Source organism: Lacibacter sp., assembly GCF_035299325.1.
Classification (GTDB): domain Bacteria; phylum Bacteroidota; class Bacteroidia; order Chitinophagales; family Chitinophagaceae; genus Lacibacter.
On sequence record NZ_DATGWT010000002.1, the window covers coordinates 25,824 to 49,882 of the forward strand.

The following is a 24,059-nucleotide window of genomic DNA, read 5'->3' on the forward strand; positions in this document are numbered from 1 at the left end:
AAAATAACAGTAAGCGAATAAACGCCACCACGGAATCCGGGTGGCGTTTTTAGTTAACGGCATCCCCGTCATTGGATTTTTCCCTTACTTTGCCACACTTAATGATTATTCACGGATGTATATTTTTACCAAGATCCTTGCAAAGTTTTATTTCTGGGTTTTCGCAAAACGACTGAGTATTTATAATCCAGCGGCAACAAAGATTGTAACTCCAATGGTGCTGGGTGTTAATCATCCTAATTCATTTCTGGATGCTGTTATTGTGGGCACAGTTATGGATCATCGAGTGCATTTCATTACGAGAAGCGGCGTGTTTAAGAATCCGATTGTAAGGAAACTGTTACGATCTGTAAATATGATCCCCATTTACCGCATGAGCGATGGAAAAGGTCAGCTTGCAAATAACGATGCAACATTTGAAGAAGTAAGGAAGATCCTGCAACGTGGTGAACACGTGCTCATTTTTGTGGAAGGATTTTGTAAACACCAAACCACTTTGCAGCTGCCCTTAAAAAAAGGTGCACCTCGTATGTTGATGCAGGCATGGGCCGATGGATTAGATGTAACGTTTTTACCCGTTTGGGTCAGGTATAATTCGTTTGTTGATTTTCCTAAAACGTTTGATATCAATTTTGGAAAGCAGTTTGGCAAAGAAGTGATCTCGGCAAATATGGAAAGCGGTGTAGCTTCGGTGGCAATTAATAAAGCTGCAGAAGTGCAATTGCAGGAGTTATCAGAGATAACCAATGCAGATAACAGCCTGAAAATTCCAAAGCCTTTGCTTTTTATTCCTGCAATGCTGGGCGTGCTCACACATATACTTTTCTATTTTCCATTAGAACGCCTTGCATGGAAACTGCGTGGCGAACAGTACTACGACAGTATTCTGTTTTGCCTGATGGCATTTTTATATCCTCTCTATTTATTTTCTGTTGCCGCATTGTTGTATTGTTTCGTTGGTGGATGGTGGGCAATTGCTTCAATAGTAATTCTTCCTTTGCTTGCAAAGAGTTATGTGATGTGGAAATAGTGAACAGACTGGCGATCCAAGTGTAATTATTGTATAAATTACATCTATGATCACAAACACACGTCATCTCGCAATTTACCAGGTTTTGTTTTTTGCATTTATGATCACCATGAATGCATTGGCAAATGGCTTGCCGTTGAATGGTTATACAACCGGCGAAATAAGTGCCATGTATCCTAACTTGTTTGTGCCGGCTGGTTTTACATTCAGTATTTGGGGTGTTATTTATTTGCTGCTGCTTGGGTATGTTGTTTACAGTTCTTCTATTCTATGGAAACAGAATGATGCTGATGTAATAATGCCTGTTGTAAAAGCAATTGCTCCTTATTTTATACTTACCTGTGCATTGAATGGTGTGTGGATCATCATGTGGCACTTGTTGTTAATTGAATTGTCGTTGGTTTTTATGCTGGGGTTTTTAGCAACGCTGATCCTGATTTATATAAAATTGCAACCGCACAGATCAAAGTTGAAAGGTGTAAAAAAAATATTCCTGTATGTTCCGTTTGTTGTTTATCTCGGTTGGATAAGCGTTGCAACTATTGCGAATACAACAGCTTTGTTGGTAAATTATAAATGGAATGGCTTTGGCGTTGATGCAGTGATGTGGAGTTGTATCATGATCACAATAGCAGCAATGTTTGGCGCATTCTTCTCCATCTTTCGCAGAGATTTTTTTTACACTTTAGTTGTAGCGTGGGCATTATATGGCATTTCTGTTTCGCAAAAGAATTACAATGAAATTGTAACGATTGCCTATGGTGGAATTGGTCTTTGTCTTTTGATGATTGTGATCGGGTTGATTAGAACAACAAAACTTAAATAAGCTAAAACCTTGTTGTTTCAATCACTCATACTATACTTTTCACCACATAAGTTTTTCCAATCCTGTCATGTAATGCTCTGCATTTAGGATCGTTCAACAGGAAGACCATTTCAATTATGTAAATAACAAAAACACAAGCGGCATAGATAAGTCCAATGATTACTTCAGGAGTAAAATAACTGGCGAAACCTGTAAAGTCGACTGGATCTGAAGTTTGTAAATTGAAATAACTGTTTAGCTCAATACCAAAAGAAACAAATTGTAAACCGATGTAAATGATATTGCGAAGAACAACATTACTAATGGTGGGTGGCTGCAACCCGTAGTTCACAATTTTAATCTTCAACAACATTTTGCCAAGTGTTGCGCCATATTTGTACTCAAGAAACAGGTTATAGAATAACGGAACAATTGCTGTTACAATCAACAGCACAAGATTATTACCCAGGTCTGCAAGCGAAAGCCTCAGAAAGTAGGCAACAGTAACAAGAATAATTCCGTCGATGAGCAGTGCGCCAAAGCGTGGCCAGAATCCAACATAGCTGTATTGGGGTTCTTCAAAATCGTTGAGTAAATTTTCCATTTGTTCCATAGATCATAAAAATAACGGAAACAGGATAAGTAACAGCAACCGGCAGCTTTGTTGCAACAGGCTGAAAATCACAGTTCGGAACCCTGAAACGAGTCCCGATAGCCATCGGGATAAACTATGGCAACAGGCAATTCCATGAAATACCGGAGCAGGTCACAATAAATGCCTTTTCTTCTTCAAAAAAACCAAGCTCAAAACCCTTGCCCCAACAGCTTTTTAGCCTACATTTGCACCCCCGAATCAATTAAACAAATCGGGGCTATTTTATGTCAGAAAATCAAATTGTTAACTCAAACGCTGATGCACAGGAGAACGTGGAAGCAACACCAGTTGCCGAAACATCTACAGCGACAACAAAGGCACCTGTAATTGAGCAAACTGCTCATGATGATTTTGATTGGAGCGTTGACAAACGCAACGTAGCAATCTACAGCAAAGAAGAGCGTGAAAAGTACGATTCAGTTTATGATGGTACATTCAAGCAGGTAAACGATGCTGAAATTGTTGATGGCCAGGTTGTGGCATTAACAAAAACAGATGTTGTTGTAAACATCGGCTTTAAGAGTGATGGTCTCGTTTCTTTGAACGAGTTCCGTGATTTGCCGGGTTTAAAAGTTGGCGACACCGTTGAAGTAATGGTTGTTGAAAAAGAAGACAGAGAAGGTCACTTACACCTTAGCCGCAAACTTGCCCGTATCACACGTGCCTGGGAGCGTATTATGGAAGTGCACAAAACCGGTGAAATTGTTACCGGTACTGTTACAAGCAAAACCAAAGGTGGTTTGATCGTTGACGTGTTTGGAATGGAAACATTCTTACCGGGTTCACAAATTGATGTGAAGCCTGTAACAGATTACGATCAGTTTGTTGGCAAAACAATGGAGTTTAAAGTGGTGAAGATCAACGAAACCATTAAGAACGCAGTTGTAAGTCACAAAGCACTTATCGAAAGCGATATTGAAGCACAACGTGCGGTGATCATGGGTAAACTGGAAAAAGGTCAGGTACTGGAAGGTACTATCAAGAACATCACTGATTTCGGTGCGTTCCTTGACCTCGGTGGTGTTGATGGCTTGTTGTATATCACTGATATCAGCTGGGGCCGTATCAACCATCCTACAGAAGTACTGAAGATGGATCAGAAATTGAACGTTGTAGTTCTCGACTTCGACGATGATAAAAAACGTATCAGCCTTGGTCTGAAACAATTGACACCTCATCCATGGGATACTCTCAGCGAAGCAATTGCTGAAGGTAACACTGTGAAAGGTAAGGTTGTGAACATCGAAGACTATGGTGCATTCTTAGAGATCATGCCTGGTGTTGAAGGTCTGGTTCACGTAAGTGAAATCAGCTGGGCTAACACGCCGGTTAATGCGAAAGAATTCTTCAAAATGGGCGATGAGCACGAAGCGAAGATCGTTACACTTGATAAAGACGCTCGTAAGATGAGTCTTTCTATTAAGCAAATGAGCCAGGATCCATGGAGCACAATTGAAGAAACTTTCCCTGTAGAAAGCAAGCACAAAGGTTTAGTGAAAAACATTACTCCTTATGGTGTGTTTGTTGAATTGAAAGCTGGTATCGGCGGTATGATTCACATCAGTGATCTTAGCTGGACCAAACGTTTCAACCACCCAAGTGAATACACAAAGGTTGGACAGGATATAGAAGTAATGATCCTGAGCATCGATAAGGAAAACCGTAAACTCCAGTTAGGCCACAAACAACTGGAAGAAGATCCCTGGAATGCTTTGGAAGAAACATTTGCAATCGGAACTGTTCATGAAGGACATGTAACAAGAAAAGACGACAAAGGTGCAACTGTACAATTACCTTACGGTATTGAAGGTTTTGCTCCTAACCGTCACCTGAATAAAGAAGATGGCAAACAGGTACAGGCAGATGAAACTGCACAGTTCGTAGTGATCGAATTCGATCGTAACGAAAAGCGTGTTGTTGTTAGCCATGCACGTATCTGGGAAAAAGCAATTGCTGAAGAGAAGAACGCTGAGTTTAAAGAAAAACAAGCTGATGCTGTACGCACCAAAAAAGCGGTGAAAGAAGTACAAAGCAAAGTGGAAAAAACCACGCTTGGTGATTTAGGTGTTCTCGCCGATCTGAAGAAGAAGTTAGATGGCGGTGCTGAAGAAAGCAAGAGCGCAGAATAAGACAGTAGCAACTGATCTTTATACGGCCCATCGTTGAAAAACGATGGGCTTTTTTATGATCAGTGATGAGTAAGAGCAGAGGCAGGAAATAAAATACGCCAACTCATCATTCATCACTCATCACTCATTACCTTCGTAGCAAACAACTAACTCCTTCATGCGATACTTCATTACAGGGTTTATGGGCAGCGGTAAAACATATTGGGGGAAACAATGGAGTGAGAAATTTGGCTTGAAGTTTTACGACCTTGATGAAGAAATTGAAAAGCGTGAAGGCAAAGAAGTAACAGCAATTTTTGAAGAGAAAGGTGAAGAGGCGTTCAGGAAAATGGAGAAAGAGACGCTTTGCACTTATATGAAGCTTGATAATTTCATACTCAGTTGCGGAGGTGGCACACCTTGTTTTCATAACAACATGAAACGGATGAATGAACAAGGCATTACGATCTACATCAAAAGCCCCGTTGATTTATTGGTACAGCGTTTACATACAGAAAAAGAAACAAGACCACTGATAGCCGGTATGAATGATGAAGTGCTGGCGCAATTCATTAAAGGTAAGCTTACCGAGCGGGAACCTTTTTATCACCAAGCCATGTATCATTTGCCGGCTGAGTTTATGAGTCTCGATAACTTTCAAAAAATCATACGCAGGAATGGATAAGCAGTTTTTAAGCATCAGTTTTATACTGGGAGCGATTGCAGTTGCCCTTGGTGCTTTTGGTGCACATGCATTAAGAGAATTGGTTGACGAAAAAGCTATACAAACATGGCAAACAGCAGTGCAATATCATTTCTATCATTTGTTTGCAATAGCTCTTGTGGGCTTACTGTTAAAGCAGGGGGTAAATGCCTGGTATAAGCGTGCTGGTTATTTATTTATTGCAGGTATTCTTGTCTTCAGCGGATCGTTGTATACAATGGTCCTTTTAAAAGCAACAGGTGCAACATCAGTAAACTGGTTGGGAGCTATTACACCAATTGGTGGTGTATGTTTTATTGCCGGATGGTTGTTCTTGTTCCTGAGTATAAAAAAGAAGTAAGTTCAATGCAATGGCATTTCCAGTTTTACAGTTGTACCGTTGTTATTAAGAATGGAAAAACTGCCACCAATTCCTTCCATACGGCGCTGCATATTCTTTAAGCCATTACCAAACTGGTTTAGTTTTTCAGGATCAATTCCTTTGCCGTTATCTGCAATTTCAATGATCATGTTATGGCCGGAAAAACGAATATTGATCTCAACTTCGGTTGCCTTTGCATGTTTCATTACATTGTTGATCGATTCTTTTAACACCAGGAATATATTACGGCGCTTTACACCGGATACGTCTGTATCCGGGATATCTGTTGCCACATTGATGTGATAATCCATGTCAAAATTATCGAGGTATTCCGATGCATAAGAACGTATATAAGCAACAAGGCTGTTGACAGTATCGTTACCCGGATTCATACTCCAGATGATAGCATTCATCTTGGTCATGAGTTCGTTGGCATTGTAAGAAATGCGTGAAATTTCTTCAATTGGTTGTTGTTTTGTTTTTTGACGGGCAATTTCACTCAACAAACGAATAGCCGTAACACCACTTCCTAATTCATCATGCATATCGGCCGAAATACGGCTTCGTTCTTCTTGCTGGGCACTTAATATAGCGATCTGTTTTTCGTACTCTTGCCGGTCGGCTTCCTGTTTAATGGCTTCATCCATTTTTACTTTTTCGATCAGCTCAATTTTGTTTTTGTAAACAAGGCCAAGAAGGAAGAAAACCAATTCGAACAAAATACCAACCTCGAAATAAAACAGTGATTGACGGAATAAGCCAGTTGAAGGAAAAATACTGGTTGACGGAAATGAAATAAGAAACATGGAGATACCACCACCAATCAGATTTGCGATATTACCTGCCAGTAAATAATTCATCAGCTTGTTGCGTTTCACAATACCTAAAACGAGGTACATAATTCCAAGAAAGATCAGGAAGAACTTACTGGCGTTTTCTGTTGATTCAAGTTTGCTGTAAGAAGCGTCGGTAAAATATAATATTGTAAAAACAGTAAGAAATATAGCCAGTATTACTTCTGCAAGAATGAACATCTTGTTCAACAGAGGATAATTCTTTGGCGTATCCAGGAACATCCTTGTAAAACCGATATAGAAAATGTAACCGATGATCTGCAGGAAGTAATCGAAATATTCTTCATAAAAAAAATTGAAGGGTATGGAACGTTGGTATAAAATTGCTTTTAAAAACAAAAGTGCAGCAATTGAAAGTGCATAAATAGAATAATACAGGAATGATCGCTTATAATTCTGCACATAGTTGGCAAATGAATAGAGCAGCATCATTAACAACAATCCACATAGCAAATAGGTAAACGTATTTAAGCCATACCAGTTATTGTGGATCTTGTTAACGTGGTCATCGAAATAGATAGGATTAATCAGAAATGGTTTTAGTGACACAACGGCTGCCTTTGCATAACGGCAACGGACAAGTATTTGCATTTCCACACCGGGGGAAACGGTAAAATAGCGATAAGCATTTTCATTTTTTGAAGGGTCGATCTGGCCCGGGATCTCTACCCAGGGGTAATCATTATTGATCCTTGAAAACACCACACATTCTCTTGCATATATGCCCGGTGAAATATAAAAACTGCGAGGTTTTTCCTCGTCATTATTGATCCAGAAAAGCAGGTAAATATTTGAGCCGCTGAGAGAATTTTTTGAAACACTCCGTCTTGGCTTTTCGTTAAGGTGCAGAAACATCGTACCCCGAAGCGTCTGTATGTCGGTATTGTTTTGTTTATCAACAAACACATGCATGTTCGGTTGAAGAAAGTGCAGGTTGATGACTTTGGAAGTATAGATCACCGATAAACTTGTGTCCTGATGGGCACTGGCCACAGAAAGATTCAGGAAGAAAAGAATAATGGGCAGACAGTATTTTTTCATGTAGCAGAAAGTTCAGCAGAAAGATAGAAATTTTTGCGGAAAGCAGGTTCCTTTTGACCGTTGTCAGGAAGTTTCCATTCTTTATCTTTGTTTTTATGGCCTCAAACCGCACGAAAGACAAGAAGAAAAAGGAAAGCCCTGAACAGCTGAAGCAGGAAAAAGAGGAGCAGATAAACGTAAAGGAACTGGTGAAAGACGAGCGAACACACAAGATCGCCGGCATTGCTTTATTTATTGTTTCACTTGTTTTGTTTATTGCATTTACATCTTACCTGTTTACCTGGAAAGAAGACCAGGACAAAGTGCTGCGTCATGGAGGGGGTGTTTTGTTTGATGAGGAAGTAACTGTCTCTAACCTGTTGGGCCGGTTTGGTGCCTGGGTCTCGCATTTGTTTTTCTATAAAGGATTTGGCGTTTCTTCTTATCTCATCTGTAGTTTCTTTTTTATCATTGGCACTAATTTTTTATTCGGGAAGAAAGTTTTTTCGATGGCCCGTAACCTGAAGTATGTGTTGGTTGGTTTGTTGGTGCTGCCTGTGTTCTTTTCATTTTTTATGAAAGGATTTGGTTTCCCATGGGGTGGGGCATTTGGTAACTATTCAGCAAGTTGGTTAAATGGTTTTGTTGGTACTGCAGGCACAGGATTGATCTTGTCATTAGCTGCAGTTTCTTACCTTATCTGGCGGTTTAACCCGGTGTTTAAATTGCCTGCAAAAAAACCGAAGGAAATTATTGTAGATCCATTACCCGAAGAAATTGCTGAACGTGTAGCCATCGATGTAAATGAAAAATTTGCAATTGAAGAGCAGGCAAAAAATCAACTGAAAAAGGAATCTTCTTTTACGCCATTGCCAATAGCAGAAGAAAAAGAAAATCCGCTCCATAGCTTTATAATTAATGAAAAGGAAGAAGATGTTATTGCTGTAACACCGCTTCCGGTTAGAGAACAACTGCCTACAGAACCATCGGTTGAAATGACAATTCCATACGCAGATAAACCAAACAAGCCTGCGAAGACGGATGAAGAAGAGGTTGGGCCTCCATTAGAAATAAAGAATGTAACTGACGATGCGGAAGAAGATGACGATGATGAAACTCCAATTAAAAAAGTAGTAGAGAACTTGCCTCCTTATGATCCGTTTCTTGATCTGAAGGATTACAAATTCCCTTCACTGAATTTGCTGGAGAATCACGGCAGTGAAAAAATTGTACAGGATCCGCATGAGCTGGAGAGTTACAAAAATCAGATCATCAGCACACTCCGTAACTACGATATTGAGATACAAAAAATATTTGCAACGGTTGGTCCAACAGTAACGCTGTATGAAATTGTTCCTGCTGCCGGTGTGCGTATCTCCCGTATCAAAAACCTGGAAGATGATATTGCGTTAAGTCTTGCAGCTTTGGGTATTCGTATCATTGCGCCAATTCCCGGTAAAGGCACCATTGGTATTGAAGTGCCGAATGTGAAGAAAACTGTGGTAAGTATGAAGACACTCTTGTCTTCAGAAAAATTTCAGCATAACAGTTTTGGTTTGCCGATCGCCATTGGGAAAAAGATCGATAACGAAAACTTCATTGTTGATCTTACAACAATGCCTCACTTGCTTATGGCAGGTGCAACAGGACAAGGTAAATCTGTTGGGTTGAATGCGATACTTGTTTCACTCTTGTATAAAAAGCATCCATCGCAATTGAAGTTTGTGTTGATCGATCCCAAGAAGGTGGAGTTGAGTTTGTATCGTCATATTGAAAATCATTTCCTGGCAAAACTGCCGGGTGAAGAAGAATCGATCATTACAGATACAAAGAAAGTGATCAATACACTTAACGCTTTGTGTATTGAAATGGATAACCGTTATGATCTGTTGAAAGAAGCCGGTTGTCGTAACCTGCGTGAATACAATGAAAAATTTGTTGCACGTAAACTCAATCCACAAAAAGGTCATCAGTATCTTCCCTTTATTGTATTGGTTATTGATGAGTTTGCAGATCTTATCATGACAGCCGGGAAAGAAGTGGAAATGCCCATTGCACGACTGGCACAATTGGCCCGTGCTGTTGGTATCCATCTCATCATTGCAACACAACGTCCTTCCGTAAATATCATCACCGGTACAATTAAGGCCAACTTCCCTGCAAGGATCGCCTTCAAGGTATCGTCTAAGGTCGACAGTCGCACCATTCTTGATACAGGTGGGGCAGAACAGTTGATCGGTAAAGGTGATATGCTTATCAGTTATAATGGTGAGCTCACCCGTTTACAATGTGCTTTTGTTGATACGCCTGAGGTAGATGATATTGTTTCGTTTATCAGTAAACAACGAGGCTATCCGCAACCGTTCTTGCTGCCTGAGTATGTTGATGAGAAAGAACTGGAGGGTAAGGATTTCGATTTATCAGACAGAGACGCACTCTTTGAAGATGCTGCCCGTTTGATCGTACAGAACCAGGTTGGCTCAACTTCGCTGCTGCAACGCCGTATGAAGCTCGGTTATAACCGTGCTGGTCGTTTAATGGATCAGTTGGAGGCAGCCGGGATAGTTGGACCAAGCCAGGGCAGCAAGGCAAGGGATGTATTAATCAAAACAGAATCGGAGCTTAACCAGCATCTCGAGATGATGGGGTAGTTGTTAAAGTTTGCTCAGCGGCACCCGCTCAACCATTTTCCTGCAGATACCTATCTTTGCGGCCTTAGATTTGTTAAACAGCCTTTACAAATTCTTAAGCTTTTCAGTTGCAACCAATTACTTTGGATAGCACTCTGAATACTAAACAACCGGATTGTGCAAGCGATCCATATATAAAACCAGAGAACAGAATGAAAACCGTTGGAATGAAATCGATCTTTTTAACAGCAATAGCTGCGATCTTTAGTTTATCGATCATGGCCCAGAACCAGAGTTTGGGTAAAAGCGATCCGGCAGCTAAAAAAATTCTTGATGCGGTAAGCGCAAAGTTCAAGACGTTTAAAGCTGTACAGGCAAGTTTTTCTTTTAAGAATGAAGATGCGAAGGGGAAGGTGCTTGGCATTAAGAAAGGCTCTTTATTTACAAAGGGCACAAAGTACCGGGTAAATATTACCGGTGGGCAGGATATTTATTGTGATGGTACAAACATCTGGAATTACGATAAATCGGTGAACGAAGTAACTATTTCAAAATATGATGCTTCGCAAAATTCTATTACGCCACAAAAGTTGTTTACCAATTTTTACGACAAAGATTTTCTATACAAACTGAATGGTGAAAAGAAAGAAGCAGGTAAAACATTGCAGGAAATTGAATTGACTCCTGTTGATAAAACAAAATCTTTCTTTAAAGTAATTGTTTGGGTAGACAAAGCTGCTCAAACGATCTACAGCACAAAAGTGTTAGAGAAGAGTGGTAATAAATACACTTATACTGTTGCAACGTTGAATGGCAAAGCTGCGGTTGCAGATGCACAGTTTGTATTTGATAAAGCAAAGTACCCGGGTGTAGAAGTTGTTGATCTTCGCTAAAAGAAAACAGATTATAATAATAGAAAAAGCCGCAATCATATAATTGCGGCTTTTTCTATTATTTGTTTTTCAACTTATCTGATCAGGATAAAAGTGCCTTTCGTTGTAACCGGAATGTTATCCTTTTTGTAACTGGAATAGTAAACAAACATACCGGGATCTTGAGGTAAGCCTTTCAATTGCCCATCCCAGCCTTGCCTAAAATCAGTAGTAGAATATACAAGCTGGCCCCACCTGTTATAAATGGTTAATGTATAATCAGTGAGATTAAATGCATTAAGAATTTTGAAGTAATCATTTCTTCCGTCACCATTTGGTGTAAAGGCATTGGGGAAGAGAATAACACAATCCACACTTCTGATTGTAACATCATCTGATGCAGAACCGCATGCATTGGTTACAGTTACAGAATAGGTTCCTGTTTGATTAACAATAAACCGGTCATTGGTTGAATTATCCTGCCATAGATACGAAGCATATAGTCCCGGGTAAAGTTGTATTGTATCTCCCACACACAATTCTCTGTTTGGTCCTAAGTTAGGTAGAGGTTGCGTATCAACATTTAAATTCAACGTTCTGATACTGTCGCAACCATTTGCTGCTACCAACGTGTCTATATGAATTCCTGCAGTTGTATATCCGAGATAGGATTGTCCCTGGCAAATAGTTTCAGTCAATGTTGATCTTGATCTTGGTAATACAGTTAGGTTAATTGTTCTGATACTGTCACAACCGTTTGCTGCTGTTAATGTATCAATATATATACCCGTTTGTGTATATCCGAACACCGAATCACCTTCGCAGATGGTTTGTGTAAGCGTAAGAACAGATTTTGGTAACACCGTAAGATTTAATGTGCGTATACTATCGCAACCAAGAACTGTATTTAATGTATCAATATATATTCCACTGGTAGTATAACCTTCAGCTGTATCACCTTCACAGATTGTTCGGTTGACAATTGATGTTTTACTTCCGCCAATTCCGATTGTTACAGAGTCGAGTTGATTGCCGCAGCCAGGCAAAGTAACAGTCAAATAGTATTTTCCTGCACTTGCTGTAGGTGCATTAGTAATAACAGGATTTTGCTGGTTGCTGGTAAAACCATTTGGCCCTGTCCATTGATAAGTTGCAGTAAGTAATGTGTCTGCAAAAAGCGAAATAGTACCTCCTCCACATACAAATGGGGTAGTGGTACTTGCATTTGCGTAGTTATTATTAAAACTACTGAAGAAGCCGAAAGCAGTTCCTTCACGATCGTTTCCGATCAATACACCTAAATGAAAAAATGTACGTGAATTGGTGATGGTAACCGGCGAGTCTAAAGCTGAAATGGAATTACTCAACAGCACACTTGCCGATAGCCATTGGTTTGAAGTGCCCGGCACGGGTGAAAAATCTGTAGCCTTAATTACACTGTTGCTGTTATTCACTCTAAAGAATGATTCCCCACCGGCTCTAACAAGTACATTCAGATAATTTGAGCGACTGCTACTTCTTGTATATGTTACAGCCAAACTGCCTGTACATTTTATTGGTGGTAAAATGGCGCCTCCCAATTCACATCCTATACCTGAAATCTGGTAAACATAAACTGGGTTTGAAGTTTGAATATAGGTTGATGCGTTGGCAAGATTTGCCTGAAACGATTGGCCGGCATTTAATGTAGCAACTAAAATTCCATCTTGAGATACAGTTGTTCCATTTGTGACCGCAGTAATATAAATTTTTTCCTGTGTGCCTAACAAATAACCTTTTGTAGCAACATACTCTGTACCTATGATATTAGTAGGAATGGTTTGGTCTCCAATCAAGTCGGCGCAAGCATAACCTGGTGATGTTACAAGGTCATCAGCAAGTGTAACAGCTATTGGCTTTGTTGATGTAACCCTTGAACCTCCTAAATGATCCGCTGCAGCCTGCGATGTAGCAATGGCTGCATATGTCTGACCACGATTAAGCGTAATTGTAAACGGCACACCTGCAGCATGCCCAACAATATTTTTTGCAGGGGTAATAGTTACTGATGTGTTGTCGTCCGATGCAACAATATTGAAAGACGAATAAGGTAGTGGAGTATGGGCAGTTGTATTAGATCCTGCATTCTGCGATGAAATAAAGAAATCATTCCCCAGTGCGTTTTTCCCCTTCAGTACAAATAATTCAGGATTACGGCTGGTATGGTTCACTTCATAATAAACAGAGATCTGTGCTGTAGATACAATTCTTATACCCTTGTTTTGAACTGTATTGCCAGGTCCAGATTCAATTGCACTAAGCCATGCTGTTAAATCAATTGATGCACTTGAGTTGGCGGCAAGATTGATTACTTGCGTGGGTAAACCACCACCAGCAGGTTGTGAGATTGTCACGGTACCTGCATCTTTAAATGAGGCAATACGTAAGAAGGCTGGACGATCGAGACCCGTACTTGAAGAAATATCGGGTGCAGCAAACCAGAATTCAGTATCAATTTGCGCAAATGTGTAGGAACTTGTAATAATTAGACAGGTTAGTAGTATGGTTTTTCTAAGCCAATTCATGCGGTATTTTTTTTGGGTCGAATAGAATATTGGTTTTTTAACGATATCAGCTTTTCTGATATGTACTCAATGGATTTTATGATTGAGTAATTATCCTGACACTTAGCGATGTCATGATAATGCCCGAAAATAAAGAAGAGAAACGAAAAATACAACCCTATCGTATGTGCTAATAGGGAACAATTAGCAGATATTAGGAAAACTCGTAAGGTTTTACCGTAATTTCTACATTCCTGTGAAAGCCTTTGTTGCAGGAAATGAAAAGAGGCTATATCAAATGATACAGCCTCTTTTAGTCAATTGACCTGTTTGAACTTATTTATTTTTTGGTCTGTCGAGCATATAATCAAATCTTTTACCACTAACGGTGTCTTCAGCCATATCAGGAATAGCTTCAACTTTATAAGCACCGGCATCAAGCTTTGCTTTTGTTTCGAAGAAGGCAGTTAACGTTTGCTCAATATCCTCATCGGTATGAGCAGCAGAAGGTATCAAACGGTAAATGATATGTCCTTTTGGAATAACAGGATAAACAACAATCGAAGCAAAGATGTGGTAATTCTCACGCAAGTCCATTACCATTGCTGTTGCTTCTTCCACACCACCACTCATATAAACGGGAGTAACAGGGCTATCCGTTTTACCAATATCAAATCCTCTTTCTTTTAAACCGGTTTGAAGCTTGCGTGCGTTGCTCCATAACTTTTCTTTCAGTTCGGGCATGGTCTTCAACATTTCCAAACGTTTGAGGTTACCAACCACAATCGGCATTGGTAAACTCTTGGCAAATATCTGTGAACGAATGTTATATCGGATATAATCAATAATGGCTTTTGGCCCGGCTAAAAACGCACCGATCGATGCCATTGATTTTGCAAATGTGCTGAAGTAAAGATCAATTTCTTCCTGGCAACCTTGCTCTTCACCTGCACCTGCACCTGTTTTACCAAGCGTACCAAAACCGTGCGCATCATCTACCAATAAACGGAAATCATATTGTTTCTTCAGGTCACAGATCTCTTTCAATTTGCCTTGATCACCGGCCATTCCAAACACACCTTCTGTTATCAGGAGAATTCCACCTGCACCTTGTTTTTCAATAAGTGCTGTTGCACGTTGTAATTGCTTTTCGCAATCTTCCACATCATTATGTTTAAACACATAACGATGACCGGGGTGTAAACGCAAGCCATCAATGATACATGCATGACTTTCTGCATCGTACACAATTACATCATGACGACCGCAGATCGCATCAATCGTACTCATGATTCCCTGGTATCCGAAATTCAAAAGAATAGCATCTTCTTTCATTTCAAATTCTGCCAGTTCTCTTTCCAGTTGTTCGTGCAGCGTTGAGTTGCCACTCATCATACGGGCACCCATGGGGTAAGCAAGTCCCCATTCTTTTGCTGCATCAGCATCCACTTTACGTATTTCAGGGTGATTGGCTAAGCCGAGGTAGTTGTTAAGACTCCACACAATTTTCTCTTTCCCACGAAACATCATACGGCTGCTGATGGGGCCTTCCAGTTTCGGGAAAGCGAAGTAACCGTGTGCTCTTTCTCTGTGCTGACCAATTGGTCCGGAATTCTTAAGCATCTTCTCAAAAATATCTGCCATATGATGAAATTGTTAAGGGTGAAAAATTTGCGGCAAAGGTAAGGTTTTGGCACCGATCAGAAAAGGATGAAAACGAAGAGATTCGTTCGTGTAAAAATCACTTTATAAACAGTCAATCAACGGTATCTTTACCCATCTAAATCAAATGTATGCGTTTTGTCTTATCGTTTCTTTTAATCCTTAGCTCTTTACAACTCAATGCACAGAAAACTTCAACAGCAAATCAACCGGGAGGCATAGTTCAGCGTCCAAAGTTGGTGGTGGGCATAATGGTTGATCAAATGCGCTGGGATTATCTCTACCGGTATTACAGCCGTTATTCTGCCACAGGTGGGTTTAAGCGTATGCTTAACCAGGGTTTCAGTTGTGAGAATGCGTTCATCCCATACACACCAACAGCTACGGGTTGTGGTCACGCTGCTGTGTATACAGGGTCAGTGCCGGCAATCAATGGCATAACAGGAAACAATTGGTGGGATGCAAAGAAACAACGCAACATGTATTGTGTTGAAGATAAAACAGTAAAAACAGTGGGGTCAGATACTCGTGATGGTGAAATGAGTCCACGCAACCTCATGAGCAATACTGTTACCGATGAGTTGAGATTAGCAACCAACTTTCAAAGCAAATCAATTGGTATTTCCATTAAAGACCGGGGTGCTATTTTGCCAGCTGGTTTTTCAGGAACGGCTTATTGGTATGATGAAGCACGTGGTGTTTTTGTAAGCAGTACTTATTACATGAACGATCTGCCGCAATGGGCAAAGGAATTCAATGCACGTAAGTTGCCCGATGTTTACTACAAAGAAGGATGGAATACACTTTATCCCATCAACACTTATTTGCAAAGCGGTAAAGACAGTGCTTTTTTTGAGCGTGGTGATCTCTTGAATAAAACCACTTTCCCTTATGATACAAGAAGCTATATCGGTAGTAATTATGGGAAGCTGCCTTACTTACCACAAGCGGCTACTTACACATTAGAAATGGCAAAGGCGGCAATGAAAGGGGAGCAATTAGGGAAAAGAGGCGTTACAGATTTTCTTGCAGTAAGTATTTCATCGCCCGATTATATGGGGCATACGTATGGTCCAAATTCTGTTGAAGCAGAAGATACTTATCTCCGTTTAGATAAAGATCTTGGCGACTTTCTGAATTATCTCGATCAACAAATTGGTAAAGGACAATACACCGTATTTCTTACTGCCGATCATGGTGCAGCACATGTACCGGGTTTCTTAAAAGAAAACAATTTGACCGGCGGTTCAATTCCGTTGGGGTCACTGGTGAGGAAAGTGAATGATGAAATTGCAACAAAGTTCAATGTGAAAAATGCAGTCATTTTTTCAACTTATTATAATCTTGCTTTAAATACGAAGGCATTCGACTCTCTTCGGACAGATGTTGCAGCTGTAAAAAAACATATCATCAGTTTCATGGAAAATCAAGATGGTATTTACCGTGTCATCGATAAAGAGAATCTTGATAATTCACTATTGCCTCAGCCAATTCGTGAACGACTGATCAACGGATATTATCCTTACCGTAGCGGTGAATTGCAGGTAATACCGGAGCCGCAATGGTTCAAAGACAATCCAAAAGGAACAGATCATAGTGTGTGGAATCCCTATGACAGTCATCTTCCATTGCTTTGGTACGGATGGGGAATCAAACCCGGTAAAAGCAATCAGGAAGTATACATGACAGATATTGCTCCAACGGTTGCGGCATTGCTGAAAATACAGATGCCGAACGGTTGTGTTGGCAAACCCATTCTTCCTGTGCTTCAGCAATGAGAATGAGGATATGAAGATTTAGCAGAGTGCCGGCCTCTGGCATTAATCTTGGCACTTCTATACTTAATTGCAGAAAGCCCCTTTTCGAGGGGCTTATCTGTCAAAATGACTAAAGCGAAAACTATGAATGAAAAGAGTTTGTTTTTAAGACCCGGCGATGAGGACGTAGATTTTTTACCCATCATTCCACTAAATGAAGCAGAGAGCGATAGTGATGAGGATATAGAAATTCCTGCAGAATTGCCCATTCTACCCCTAAGAAATACAGTGTTGTTTCCCGGAGTTGTATTGCCCATTACAGTTGGCCGTGATAAAAGTATACAAGCTGTAAACGAAGCGTATAAGACCAACAAACTTGTTGGTGTGGTGGCACAGAAAGACAGCAATGTGGAAGATCCTACTGTAATTGATTTAGAATACACCGGCACTATTGCCAAAGTAGTGAAGTTGATCAAAATGCCCGATGGCGGAACTACCGTGATCATCCAGGGTAAGAAACGTTTCCGTATCAACATGCTTACTTCCGATGATCCATTCTTTAAGGCAAGTATTGAGGTATTGCAGGAAGAACCAACACCGGAAGATGAAAATTTTAAAGCAGTTGCCGGATCAATAAAAGACATGGCGGCGCAAATCATTCAACTGTCGCCGAATATTCCAAGCGAAGCGTCCATCATTTTAAAAAATATTGAGAACCCTGCTTTTCTTGTTCACTTTGTAAGTAATAATCTTAACAGTGATATTTCAGAAAAGCAACGTTTGCTTGAAACAAATACCATTAAGCAACGTGCAGAGTTGTTACTTACATTATTGCAGAAAGAATTACAGTATACCGAACTGAAGAATAAAGTAACCAACAAGACAAGAACGGAACTGGATAAACAGCAGCGTGAATATTTTCTGCAGCAACAGATGAAAAGCATCAAAGAAGAATTAGGTGGTGATGCAAATGACCTGGAGATACAGGAGATGAAGAAAAAAGCAGAACTGAAAAAGTGGAGTGATGCTGCAAAAGAGATGTTCCGCAAAGGAATTGAGAAGCTGGAACGTATGCATCCATCAACACCGGACTATTCTGTTGTGTACAATCATCTTGATCTGATGCTTGATCTTCCCTGGGGTGAGTACACCAATGATCAATACGATCTTAAGAAAGCAAAGAAAGTGTTGGATCAGGATCATTATGGTATTCAGAAAGTAAAAGAACGTATTCTCGAATATCTTGCTGTGTTGAAATTGAAGGGCGATATGAAGAGCCCCATCCTGTGTTTGCTTGGTCCTCCCGGTATTGGTAAAACATCGTTGGGAAAAAGTATAGCGAGTGCACTTGGCCGTAAGTATGTTCGTATCAGCTTAGGTGGTTTGCATGATGAGAGTGAGATAAGAGGGCATCGTAAAACATATATCGGTGCAATGCCCGGCCGCATCTTGCAATCGTTACGGAAAATAAAAACATCAAACCCGGTCATGATCCTTGATGAAATAGATAAACTGGGTAATGATTTTCGTGGCGATCCTTCAAGTGCATTACTTGAGTTACTTGATCCTGAACAGAATCATACGTTCTACGATAACTATCTTGAACTGGAATATGATCTCAGCAAAGTATTGTTTGTTGCAACAGCAAACAGTTTGGCATCTATTCAGCCTGCATTAAGAGATCGCTTGGAAATTATTGATCTGAGTGGTTATGCAGTGGAAGAAAAAATTGAGATCGCTAAAAATTATCTGTTGCCGAAACAGAAAGAAGCGCATGGCTTACTGAATCTTCCATTCAAAATGAGTGATCCGGTATTACGTAAGATCATTGAAGATTATACAAGAGAAAGTGGTGTACGTGAACTCGACCGGCAACTTGCATCCATCATGCGATCACAGGCGAAGGAATATGCCATGAAAGAAAAGCTGAAGCCAACGCTTACAGCAAATGATATTGAAAGAATATTGGGTAAGCCACGGTACAGCAATGAACTGTATAAAACGGCCAATATGCCCGGCGTGGCTGTTGGTCTTGCATGGACAGCAGTGGGTGGTGAAATATTATTTATTGAAGCCAGCTTAGCTGAAGGTAAAGGTGAGCTCCGATTAACGGGTAATCTTGGTAATGTGATGAAGGAAAGTGCATCTACTGCTTTGAGTTACCTGCAGGCAAACGCCAAAAAAATTGGTGTTGAGCTGGAAGATTTTCAAAAGAAGAATATTCATATTCACGTGCCTGAAGGTGCTGTGCCAAAAGATGGTCCGAGTGCAGGTATAACCATGCTCACCGCAATATCAAGCGCCTTTACAGGGCGCAGGGTAAAACCATTTCTTGCAATGACTGGTGAGATCACGTTACGTGGACAAGTACTTCCTGTTGGAGGTATCAAAGAAAAAATATTAGCAGCGAAACGTGCAGGTATTAAAGAAGTAGTGCTTTGTTGGCAGAATGAAAAAGATGTTCAGGAAATCAATTCTTTATACATTAAAGGAATGAAATTTCATTATGTAAAAACAATGCAGCAGGTGCTTGATCTGGCTTTGTTGTAAAGTTTTTTTTCAATTTAGTGAACCAAGCTTTTGTAAAACTGTTACTAACATATCGACACGAATTTATTTCATGTTGGTTGTTTTAAGGGTTAAAGAGATTCCCCCATTTCTATGGGGGATATTTTTTTGCCTAAATTACAGCCTTAGTTACTTCTGCCATGCGTCGATTGATTTGTTTCGTTGTCGTTTTCTTTGCTTCTGCTGGCCTGTTTGCACAAACATTGGGTGGCAGAGCTGCATATAATTTTCTGAAATTTCCTGCATCACCACAATTATCAGCATTGGGCGGAATCAATCTTACCAATGAATCGAATGATGTATCACTTGCTTTTTCTAATCCTGCTCAACTCGATTCAAGTATGCATACACAGATGGCTGCAAACTTCAACGCTTTGTATGCAGGTGTCAAGAATGTTCATTGGATGCTTGCATTCAGAAGTAAAAAGTTGAACACAAATTTTGCCGCTGGTATTTTGTATTTCGATTATGGCGCTACGCAACAAACAGATGCATCGGGAAATATTGAAGGAGTGTACCGACCTCGTGATTTTGTAGTGCAGGTGCAAGCAAGCAGAGAATACCTCAGCCGTTGGAAGTATGGTGTGTCGCTGAAATTTTTAGCAAGTAATTACGGGCCATATCGATCATCGGCTATTGCAGCTGATGTGGGTGTGTTGTACAGAGACACGGCGAATTTTTTACAGGCAAGTATTGTAGCCGTTAATATGGGCGGACAAATAAAACGTTATAACCCGGCTGAACCGGAGGAATTGCCGTTTGATCTGCAGGCAGGTATTTCCAAACGTTTGGCAAAAGCGCCCATTCGTTTTTCTATAACTGCTCATCATCTTCATCGCTTCGATATTTTGTATAACGATACGTTGTTCAACAACGATAACGGGTATGAAAATGCTTCCACAAAAAAAATCACACTTGATAAAATTTTTCAGCATTTTGTTTTCGCTACACAAATACTTATTGGAGAAAGGGTGGAGGTAACTGCTGCATATAATATCTTACGTGGAAGAGAATTAAAAGTAAGTAATGGAGGAAACGGTCTTACAGGTTTTTCATTGGGCGCCGGTGTTTTATTCTCCAAGTTGCAATTCCGTTATGCAAGAACCTATTTTCAAAATAACACTGCTTACAATCAAATTGGATTGACCATGCCGCTCAATAAATATTTTGGATTGGGTAGTTGGGGAGAGAAGGTAGGGTGGTGAACTCTTAATAAGCAATAGACAATTGGCAATGGGTAAGTTGATTTTAATATCGGGAATTTTTGCGTGTTGCTAATTGTCAATTGCCCATTGACTAGGCTGCATCTCTTTTTATCTTTTCACCAAACAAAACTTCCACCAAAATATTGTAGATGAAGTGAGCAATCATTGGCAATAGTAATCCGCCGCTGATCCATGCAAGAAATTGAAAACCCACAGCAAATGGTATGATCTGTATAATAGCCCTTTCACCTTGTGTGCCATGACCAAATGCAAATACTACAGCACTTAACACTGCCGCTAACCACCACGTGTTTTCCATATAACCCATGATCATCTGGAACAACACACCACGATATATATATTCTTCACAAAAAGCAGCAACCACACAAGCAAGTATCCAGATTAAACGCTCAAGATTCGTATCGGGTAAAATATGATGGAGTGTACTATCATCTTTTTCTTTTGAAAATCTTTGTGATAGCCAAGCAATGCCAAGAGCAATGCCGATTAAGGCAACAGCAGCAGCAATTGATGTATAACTGAAATTACTTTGGAACGGGATCTCGATCTTTTCACTACGGGCAGCAAAGAATGCCAGCACACAAAGAATGATCTGCATCAGCATCGATTGCAGGTACACAGGTATCTTGGCGATCTGTGCGCCTTCCATTTCAGCTTCCATCTTTTTGATGTTCTTGTAGCTCTGTGCCGTAAGAAACGGAAGCCCTGCTGCAATAATGATGATAAATAGTAAACTCATTTTTCTGTTGATCGTTTGATCAGTTCGTTATGCAATGTCAATACCTGCGGCAATAATAATTCCTGTTCGTTGTTGTACAATACAAAATCGCACAGTTTCATTTTCAATGTATCATCAACCTGGTTTGCCATTCGTCTTTTTACTTCATCTGCCGTTACTCCATCACGATCCATTACACGTTTAATACGCAACGCAGCAGGTGCGGTTACACCAATGATATAATCCAAACCTTCAGCAGTTCCACTTTCAAACAAAAGAGCCGCCTCTTTTACAACATAGGGCGACTGTTGTTTACTGAACCATTCTTTCGCATCGGCTATAGTTGCAGGGTGCACAAGACTGTTGAGTAGTTCCAGTTTTTCTTTGTTGTTAAAAACAATAGACGAAAGATGTTTACGGTTCAGTTGCCCGTCTTCGAAGTATGTTTCCTTTCCAAAATGTAAAATGAGCTGTTGTTTCAACAGCTCATTTGAATGCATTAATTCTTTTGCGGCTTCATCGGCATAATAAACAGGAACACCCAGCACTTCCAGTACTTTCGCAACGGTACTCTTACCGCTGCCAATGCCTCCTGTTAAACCGATTTTCAACATTGTTTTAAGAAGCCGATAGCCGATAGTTTTTAGTTGTTAGCCTATTGACTACCTAACTAATAACTACCGGCTATTTACAATTGGCTGTTTTTATTTTTTTACTTCAGCTGTCTTGTTCAGTTGTGCTGTCCAATCCATGCTGATAGAGCTACGTTCAATTTTGATATAACTTCCGGGGTTGATCTCCAATGAAAGTGTACCATCTTCATTCACTTTGTTTACAACTCCATGAATACCTGCAATGGTTACTACTTTATCACCTTTCTGAAGATTTTCAATAAACGTTTTTTGTTGCTTTGCTTTTTTAGCTTGCGGACGGATCATGAATAACCAGAATACTAAGATCATCAATCCAAGGAAAACTAACTGGATGCTTCCACCACCTGATTTGGGATCGCCTGCAAATAAGAGTAATTCGTACATGTGTATTTGTTTTATTTTTTAGGGAGTACTTCACCTTCGAAAAGGAGAGTCGCAAATCCTTCTTTTGTATTTAGAGATACGTTTACATTCTTTGATGCTTTACCAACACGGCCTTCACTGTTAAACTCTGCAGTGATCTTCCCTTCAGCACCAGGTGCAATTGGCTCTTCAGGTTTTGAAGGAACGGTACAACCGCAACTTGCCTGCACATTCGAGATGATCAATGGCTTTGTGCCGGTATTCTTAAAATGAAAAGTGATCATCACTTTTTCACCATCAGTTACTTTGCCGAAGTTCTGTGAAGAATCAAGCCATTGTACAGTTGTTACATCTGCAGCAGCGGGAGCTGTTGCTTCAGTTTGCTCAGTTGTAGTTGTTGCTGCATCAGCAGTTTTCTTGTCAGCATTTCCACAAGCTGTAAGAAATGCAAGGAAGGTTGATAATACGATGAGTAATTTCATATCTGTCTGTTTATCGGATTGCAAATGTAAAGGAAAGCGATGATTATGGTTTCTTAAAAGACACTTTATGCAGTTTGTTCTGCGTGGCAAGTTCTTTATGAATACTATCGAGAATACCGTTTACAAAATGGCCACTTTGCGGGGTGCTGTAGTCTTTTGCAAGATCGATATACTCGTTGATGGTCACTTTTGGCGGAATGGTTTCGAAAAACAGGAATTCACAAATACCCATCCGCATCAGGATCATATCCAGGATAGCGGTACGCTCCGGGTCCCAGTTTTGGAGTTTATCCTTGATATATTCGTTACACACTTCCTCTTTTTCAATAACACTCAACAAGAGGTCTTTTGCAAATTTTAATTTTTCGTTGCTGACAAATTGCTGAAAATCGCCGTTGTGTGGTTTTTGCAGCAGGTTAAGCATCAGCAGGTTGATCATATCTGCGTCATCTTCCCAATGAAGAAAACGTTCTTCAATAAAGCTGATAAAATCTTCGTTAGGCAGCATCAGATCCGTGAAAATAAATTCGAGAATTTCCTTCTCCTGCTTCTTTTCACGCCCTTCAATTTTGATGTATTGCTTATATACATCTGACGTCACCAATTCGCTGTAAAGCTTCCTGATCCAGTCTTCGGCACCCATCAGCTCAGGCTTAATTTCTTTCGCAGCTTTGTCATATGAAGTATGTTCCAGCAATTGCCAAAGCAGGGTGTTGCCGGAAATTTTGGTATTAATATTCAGATCAGCTGCTGTGGGCAAATGCTTCGATGCCTTTTGCCGGGCATCGGCCTCAGCGTAGCGTGCTGTTTCTGTAAGTATGTAAATAAGGAAAACGAAAAGCTGCCGGCTCTGGTCGATGTGTTTATCTAATGTACGAATGGCCTCTTCTTTAGTAATATCACCTTCTCTCGTAAAACAGGTGTACAACGTCTGCATCACCTTAACCCGTATGTTTCTTCTGCTGATCATGTGGAAAGAACTTGTTTAAACAAACCGCAAAGATAAGTATTGCTTTGCCTTATATTTG

General features: G+C 40.2%; 19 protein-coding genes. 10 read left to right on the plus strand and 9 right to left on the minus strand.

Going from position 1 to position 24,059, the window contains the following annotated elements:
- The first annotated feature begins 40 nt into the window (after positions 1 to 40).
- Both VK159_RS00995 and VK159_RS01000 read left to right on the plus strand, forming a co-directional pair.
- Complete coding sequence (locus VK159_RS00995; protein WP_324228274.1) at positions 41 to 1,030, plus strand: 1-acyl-sn-glycerol-3-phosphate acyltransferase; 990 nt, start codon at positions 41 to 43, stop codon at positions 1,028 to 1,030.
- A 46-nt stretch (positions 1,031 to 1,076) separates the two neighbouring features.
- Positions 1,077 to 1,856 carry a hypothetical protein gene (locus VK159_RS01000; protein ID WP_324228275.1) on the plus strand — a complete coding sequence of 260 codons (780 nt, stop codon included), beginning with the start codon at positions 1,077 to 1,079 and terminating at the stop codon, positions 1,854 to 1,856.
- A gap of 25 nt (positions 1,857 to 1,881) precedes the next feature.
- On the opposite strand, the gene VK159_RS01005 is transcribed toward VK159_RS01000, so the two are convergent.
- Positions 1,882 to 2,448, minus strand: coding sequence for an RDD family protein (locus VK159_RS01005; protein WP_324228276.1), 567 nt, complete (start codon positions 2,446 to 2,448; stop codon positions 1,882 to 1,884).
- 266 nt (positions 2,449 to 2,714) lie between these two features.
- On the opposite strand from VK159_RS01005, the gene rpsA reads away from it, so the two are divergent.
- The 3 genes from rpsA to VK159_RS01020 all read left to right on the plus strand — a co-directional run bounded on the left by rpsA (position 2,715) and on the right by VK159_RS01020 (position 5,662).
- Complete coding sequence (rpsA, locus tag VK159_RS01010; protein WP_324228277.1) at positions 2,715 to 4,619, plus strand: 30S ribosomal protein S1; 1,905 nt, start codon at positions 2,715 to 2,717, stop codon at positions 4,617 to 4,619.
- A gap of 157 nt (positions 4,620 to 4,776) precedes the next feature.
- On the plus strand, positions 4,777 to 5,283 hold the full coding sequence (locus tag VK159_RS01015) for a shikimate kinase (RefSeq protein ID WP_324228278.1): 507 nt from the start codon (positions 4,777 to 4,779) through the stop codon (positions 5,281 to 5,283).
- Positions 5,276 to 5,662: a DUF423 domain-containing protein gene (locus VK159_RS01020; protein WP_324228279.1), complete on the plus strand. Its 387-nt coding sequence runs from the start codon at positions 5,276 to 5,278 to the stop codon at positions 5,660 to 5,662. Before VK159_RS01015 ends, VK159_RS01020 begins: the two co-directional genes overlap by 8 nt.
- 2 nt (positions 5,663 to 5,664) lie before the next feature.
- Here the strand turns inward: VK159_RS01020 and VK159_RS01025 are convergent, their stop codons facing one another.
- Entirely contained in the window at positions 5,665 to 7,578 is a 1,914-nt protein-coding gene (locus VK159_RS01025) for a sensor histidine kinase (RefSeq protein ID WP_324228280.1), read from the minus strand.
- A 95-nt stretch (positions 7,579 to 7,673) separates the two neighbouring features.
- On the opposite strand from VK159_RS01025, the gene VK159_RS01030 reads away from it, so the two are divergent.
- Both VK159_RS01030 and VK159_RS01035 read left to right on the plus strand, forming a co-directional pair.
- Positions 7,674 to 10,208 carry an FtsK/SpoIIIE family DNA translocase gene (locus VK159_RS01030; RefSeq protein WP_324228281.1) on the plus strand — a complete coding sequence of 845 codons (2,535 nt, stop codon included), beginning with the start codon at positions 7,674 to 7,676 and terminating at the stop codon, positions 10,206 to 10,208.
- Between the two features lie 206 nt (positions 10,209 to 10,414).
- Positions 10,415 to 11,080, plus strand: coding sequence for an outer membrane lipoprotein carrier protein LolA (locus VK159_RS01035; RefSeq protein WP_324228282.1), 666 nt, complete (start codon positions 10,415 to 10,417; stop codon positions 11,078 to 11,080).
- A gap of 74 nt (positions 11,081 to 11,154) precedes the next feature.
- Here VK159_RS01035 and VK159_RS01040 read toward each other — a convergent pair whose 3' ends face one another.
- The gene (locus tag VK159_RS01040; RefSeq protein ID WP_324228283.1) at positions 11,155 to 13,623 is read right to left on the minus strand and encodes a gliding motility-associated C-terminal domain-containing protein; all 2,469 of its coding nucleotides are present in this window, start codon (positions 13,621 to 13,623) and stop codon (positions 11,155 to 11,157) included.
- A 315-nt stretch (positions 13,624 to 13,938) separates the two neighbouring features.
- Positions 13,939 to 15,246 (minus strand): pyridoxal phosphate-dependent aminotransferase family protein, encoded by a 1,308-nt coding sequence (locus VK159_RS01045; RefSeq protein WP_324228284.1) that lies wholly within the window; start codon positions 15,244 to 15,246, stop codon positions 13,939 to 13,941.
- Positions 15,247 to 15,395: 149 nt separating this feature from the next.
- Here VK159_RS01045 and pafA point away from each other — a divergent pair, with 149 nt between their 5' ends.
- The 3 genes from pafA to porQ all read left to right on the plus strand — a co-directional run bounded on the left by pafA (position 15,396) and on the right by porQ (position 20,794).
- Positions 15,396 to 17,042, plus strand: coding sequence for an alkaline phosphatase PafA (pafA, locus tag VK159_RS01050; protein WP_324228285.1), 1,647 nt, complete (start codon positions 15,396 to 15,398; stop codon positions 17,040 to 17,042).
- 105 nt (positions 17,043 to 17,147) lie between these two features.
- The gene (lon, locus tag VK159_RS01055) at positions 17,148 to 19,571 is read left to right on the plus strand and encodes an endopeptidase La (RefSeq protein WP_324228286.1); all 2,424 of its coding nucleotides are present in this window, start codon (positions 17,148 to 17,150) and stop codon (positions 19,569 to 19,571) included.
- Positions 19,572 to 19,729: 158 nt separating this feature from the next.
- A complete protein-coding gene (gene porQ, locus VK159_RS01060) occupies positions 19,730 to 20,794 on the plus strand; it encodes a type IX secretion system protein PorQ (protein ID WP_324228287.1) in 1,065 nt (354 codons plus the stop codon).
- A 91-nt stretch (positions 20,795 to 20,885) separates the two neighbouring features.
- Here porQ and VK159_RS01065 read toward each other — a convergent pair whose 3' ends face one another.
- The 5 genes from VK159_RS01065 to nusB all read right to left on the minus strand — a co-directional run bounded on the left by VK159_RS01065 (position 20,886) and on the right by nusB (position 24,001).
- Entirely contained in the window at positions 20,886 to 21,554 is a 669-nt protein-coding gene (locus VK159_RS01065) for a CPBP family intramembrane glutamic endopeptidase (RefSeq protein ID WP_324228288.1), read from the minus strand.
- Positions 21,551 to 22,147, minus strand: a complete 597-nt coding sequence (coaE, locus tag VK159_RS01070; protein ID WP_324228289.1) for a dephospho-CoA kinase — start codon at positions 22,145 to 22,147, stop codon at positions 21,551 to 21,553. The genes VK159_RS01065 and coaE overlap by 4 nt, the downstream gene beginning before the upstream one ends.
- Before the next feature lie 90 nt (positions 22,148 to 22,237).
- Positions 22,238 to 22,570: a preprotein translocase subunit YajC gene (gene yajC / locus VK159_RS01075; RefSeq protein WP_182801804.1), complete on the minus strand. Its 333-nt coding sequence runs from the start codon at positions 22,568 to 22,570 to the stop codon at positions 22,238 to 22,240.
- A gap of 11 nt (positions 22,571 to 22,581) precedes the next feature.
- A complete protein-coding gene (locus tag VK159_RS01080; protein WP_324228290.1) occupies positions 22,582 to 23,031 on the minus strand; it encodes a DUF1573 domain-containing protein in 450 nt (149 codons plus the stop codon).
- A gap of 43 nt (positions 23,032 to 23,074) precedes the next feature.
- Complete coding sequence (gene nusB / locus VK159_RS01085; protein ID WP_324228291.1) at positions 23,075 to 24,001, minus strand: transcription antitermination factor NusB; 927 nt, start codon at positions 23,999 to 24,001, stop codon at positions 23,075 to 23,077.
- Between the last annotated feature and the right edge of the window lie 58 nt (positions 24,002 to 24,059).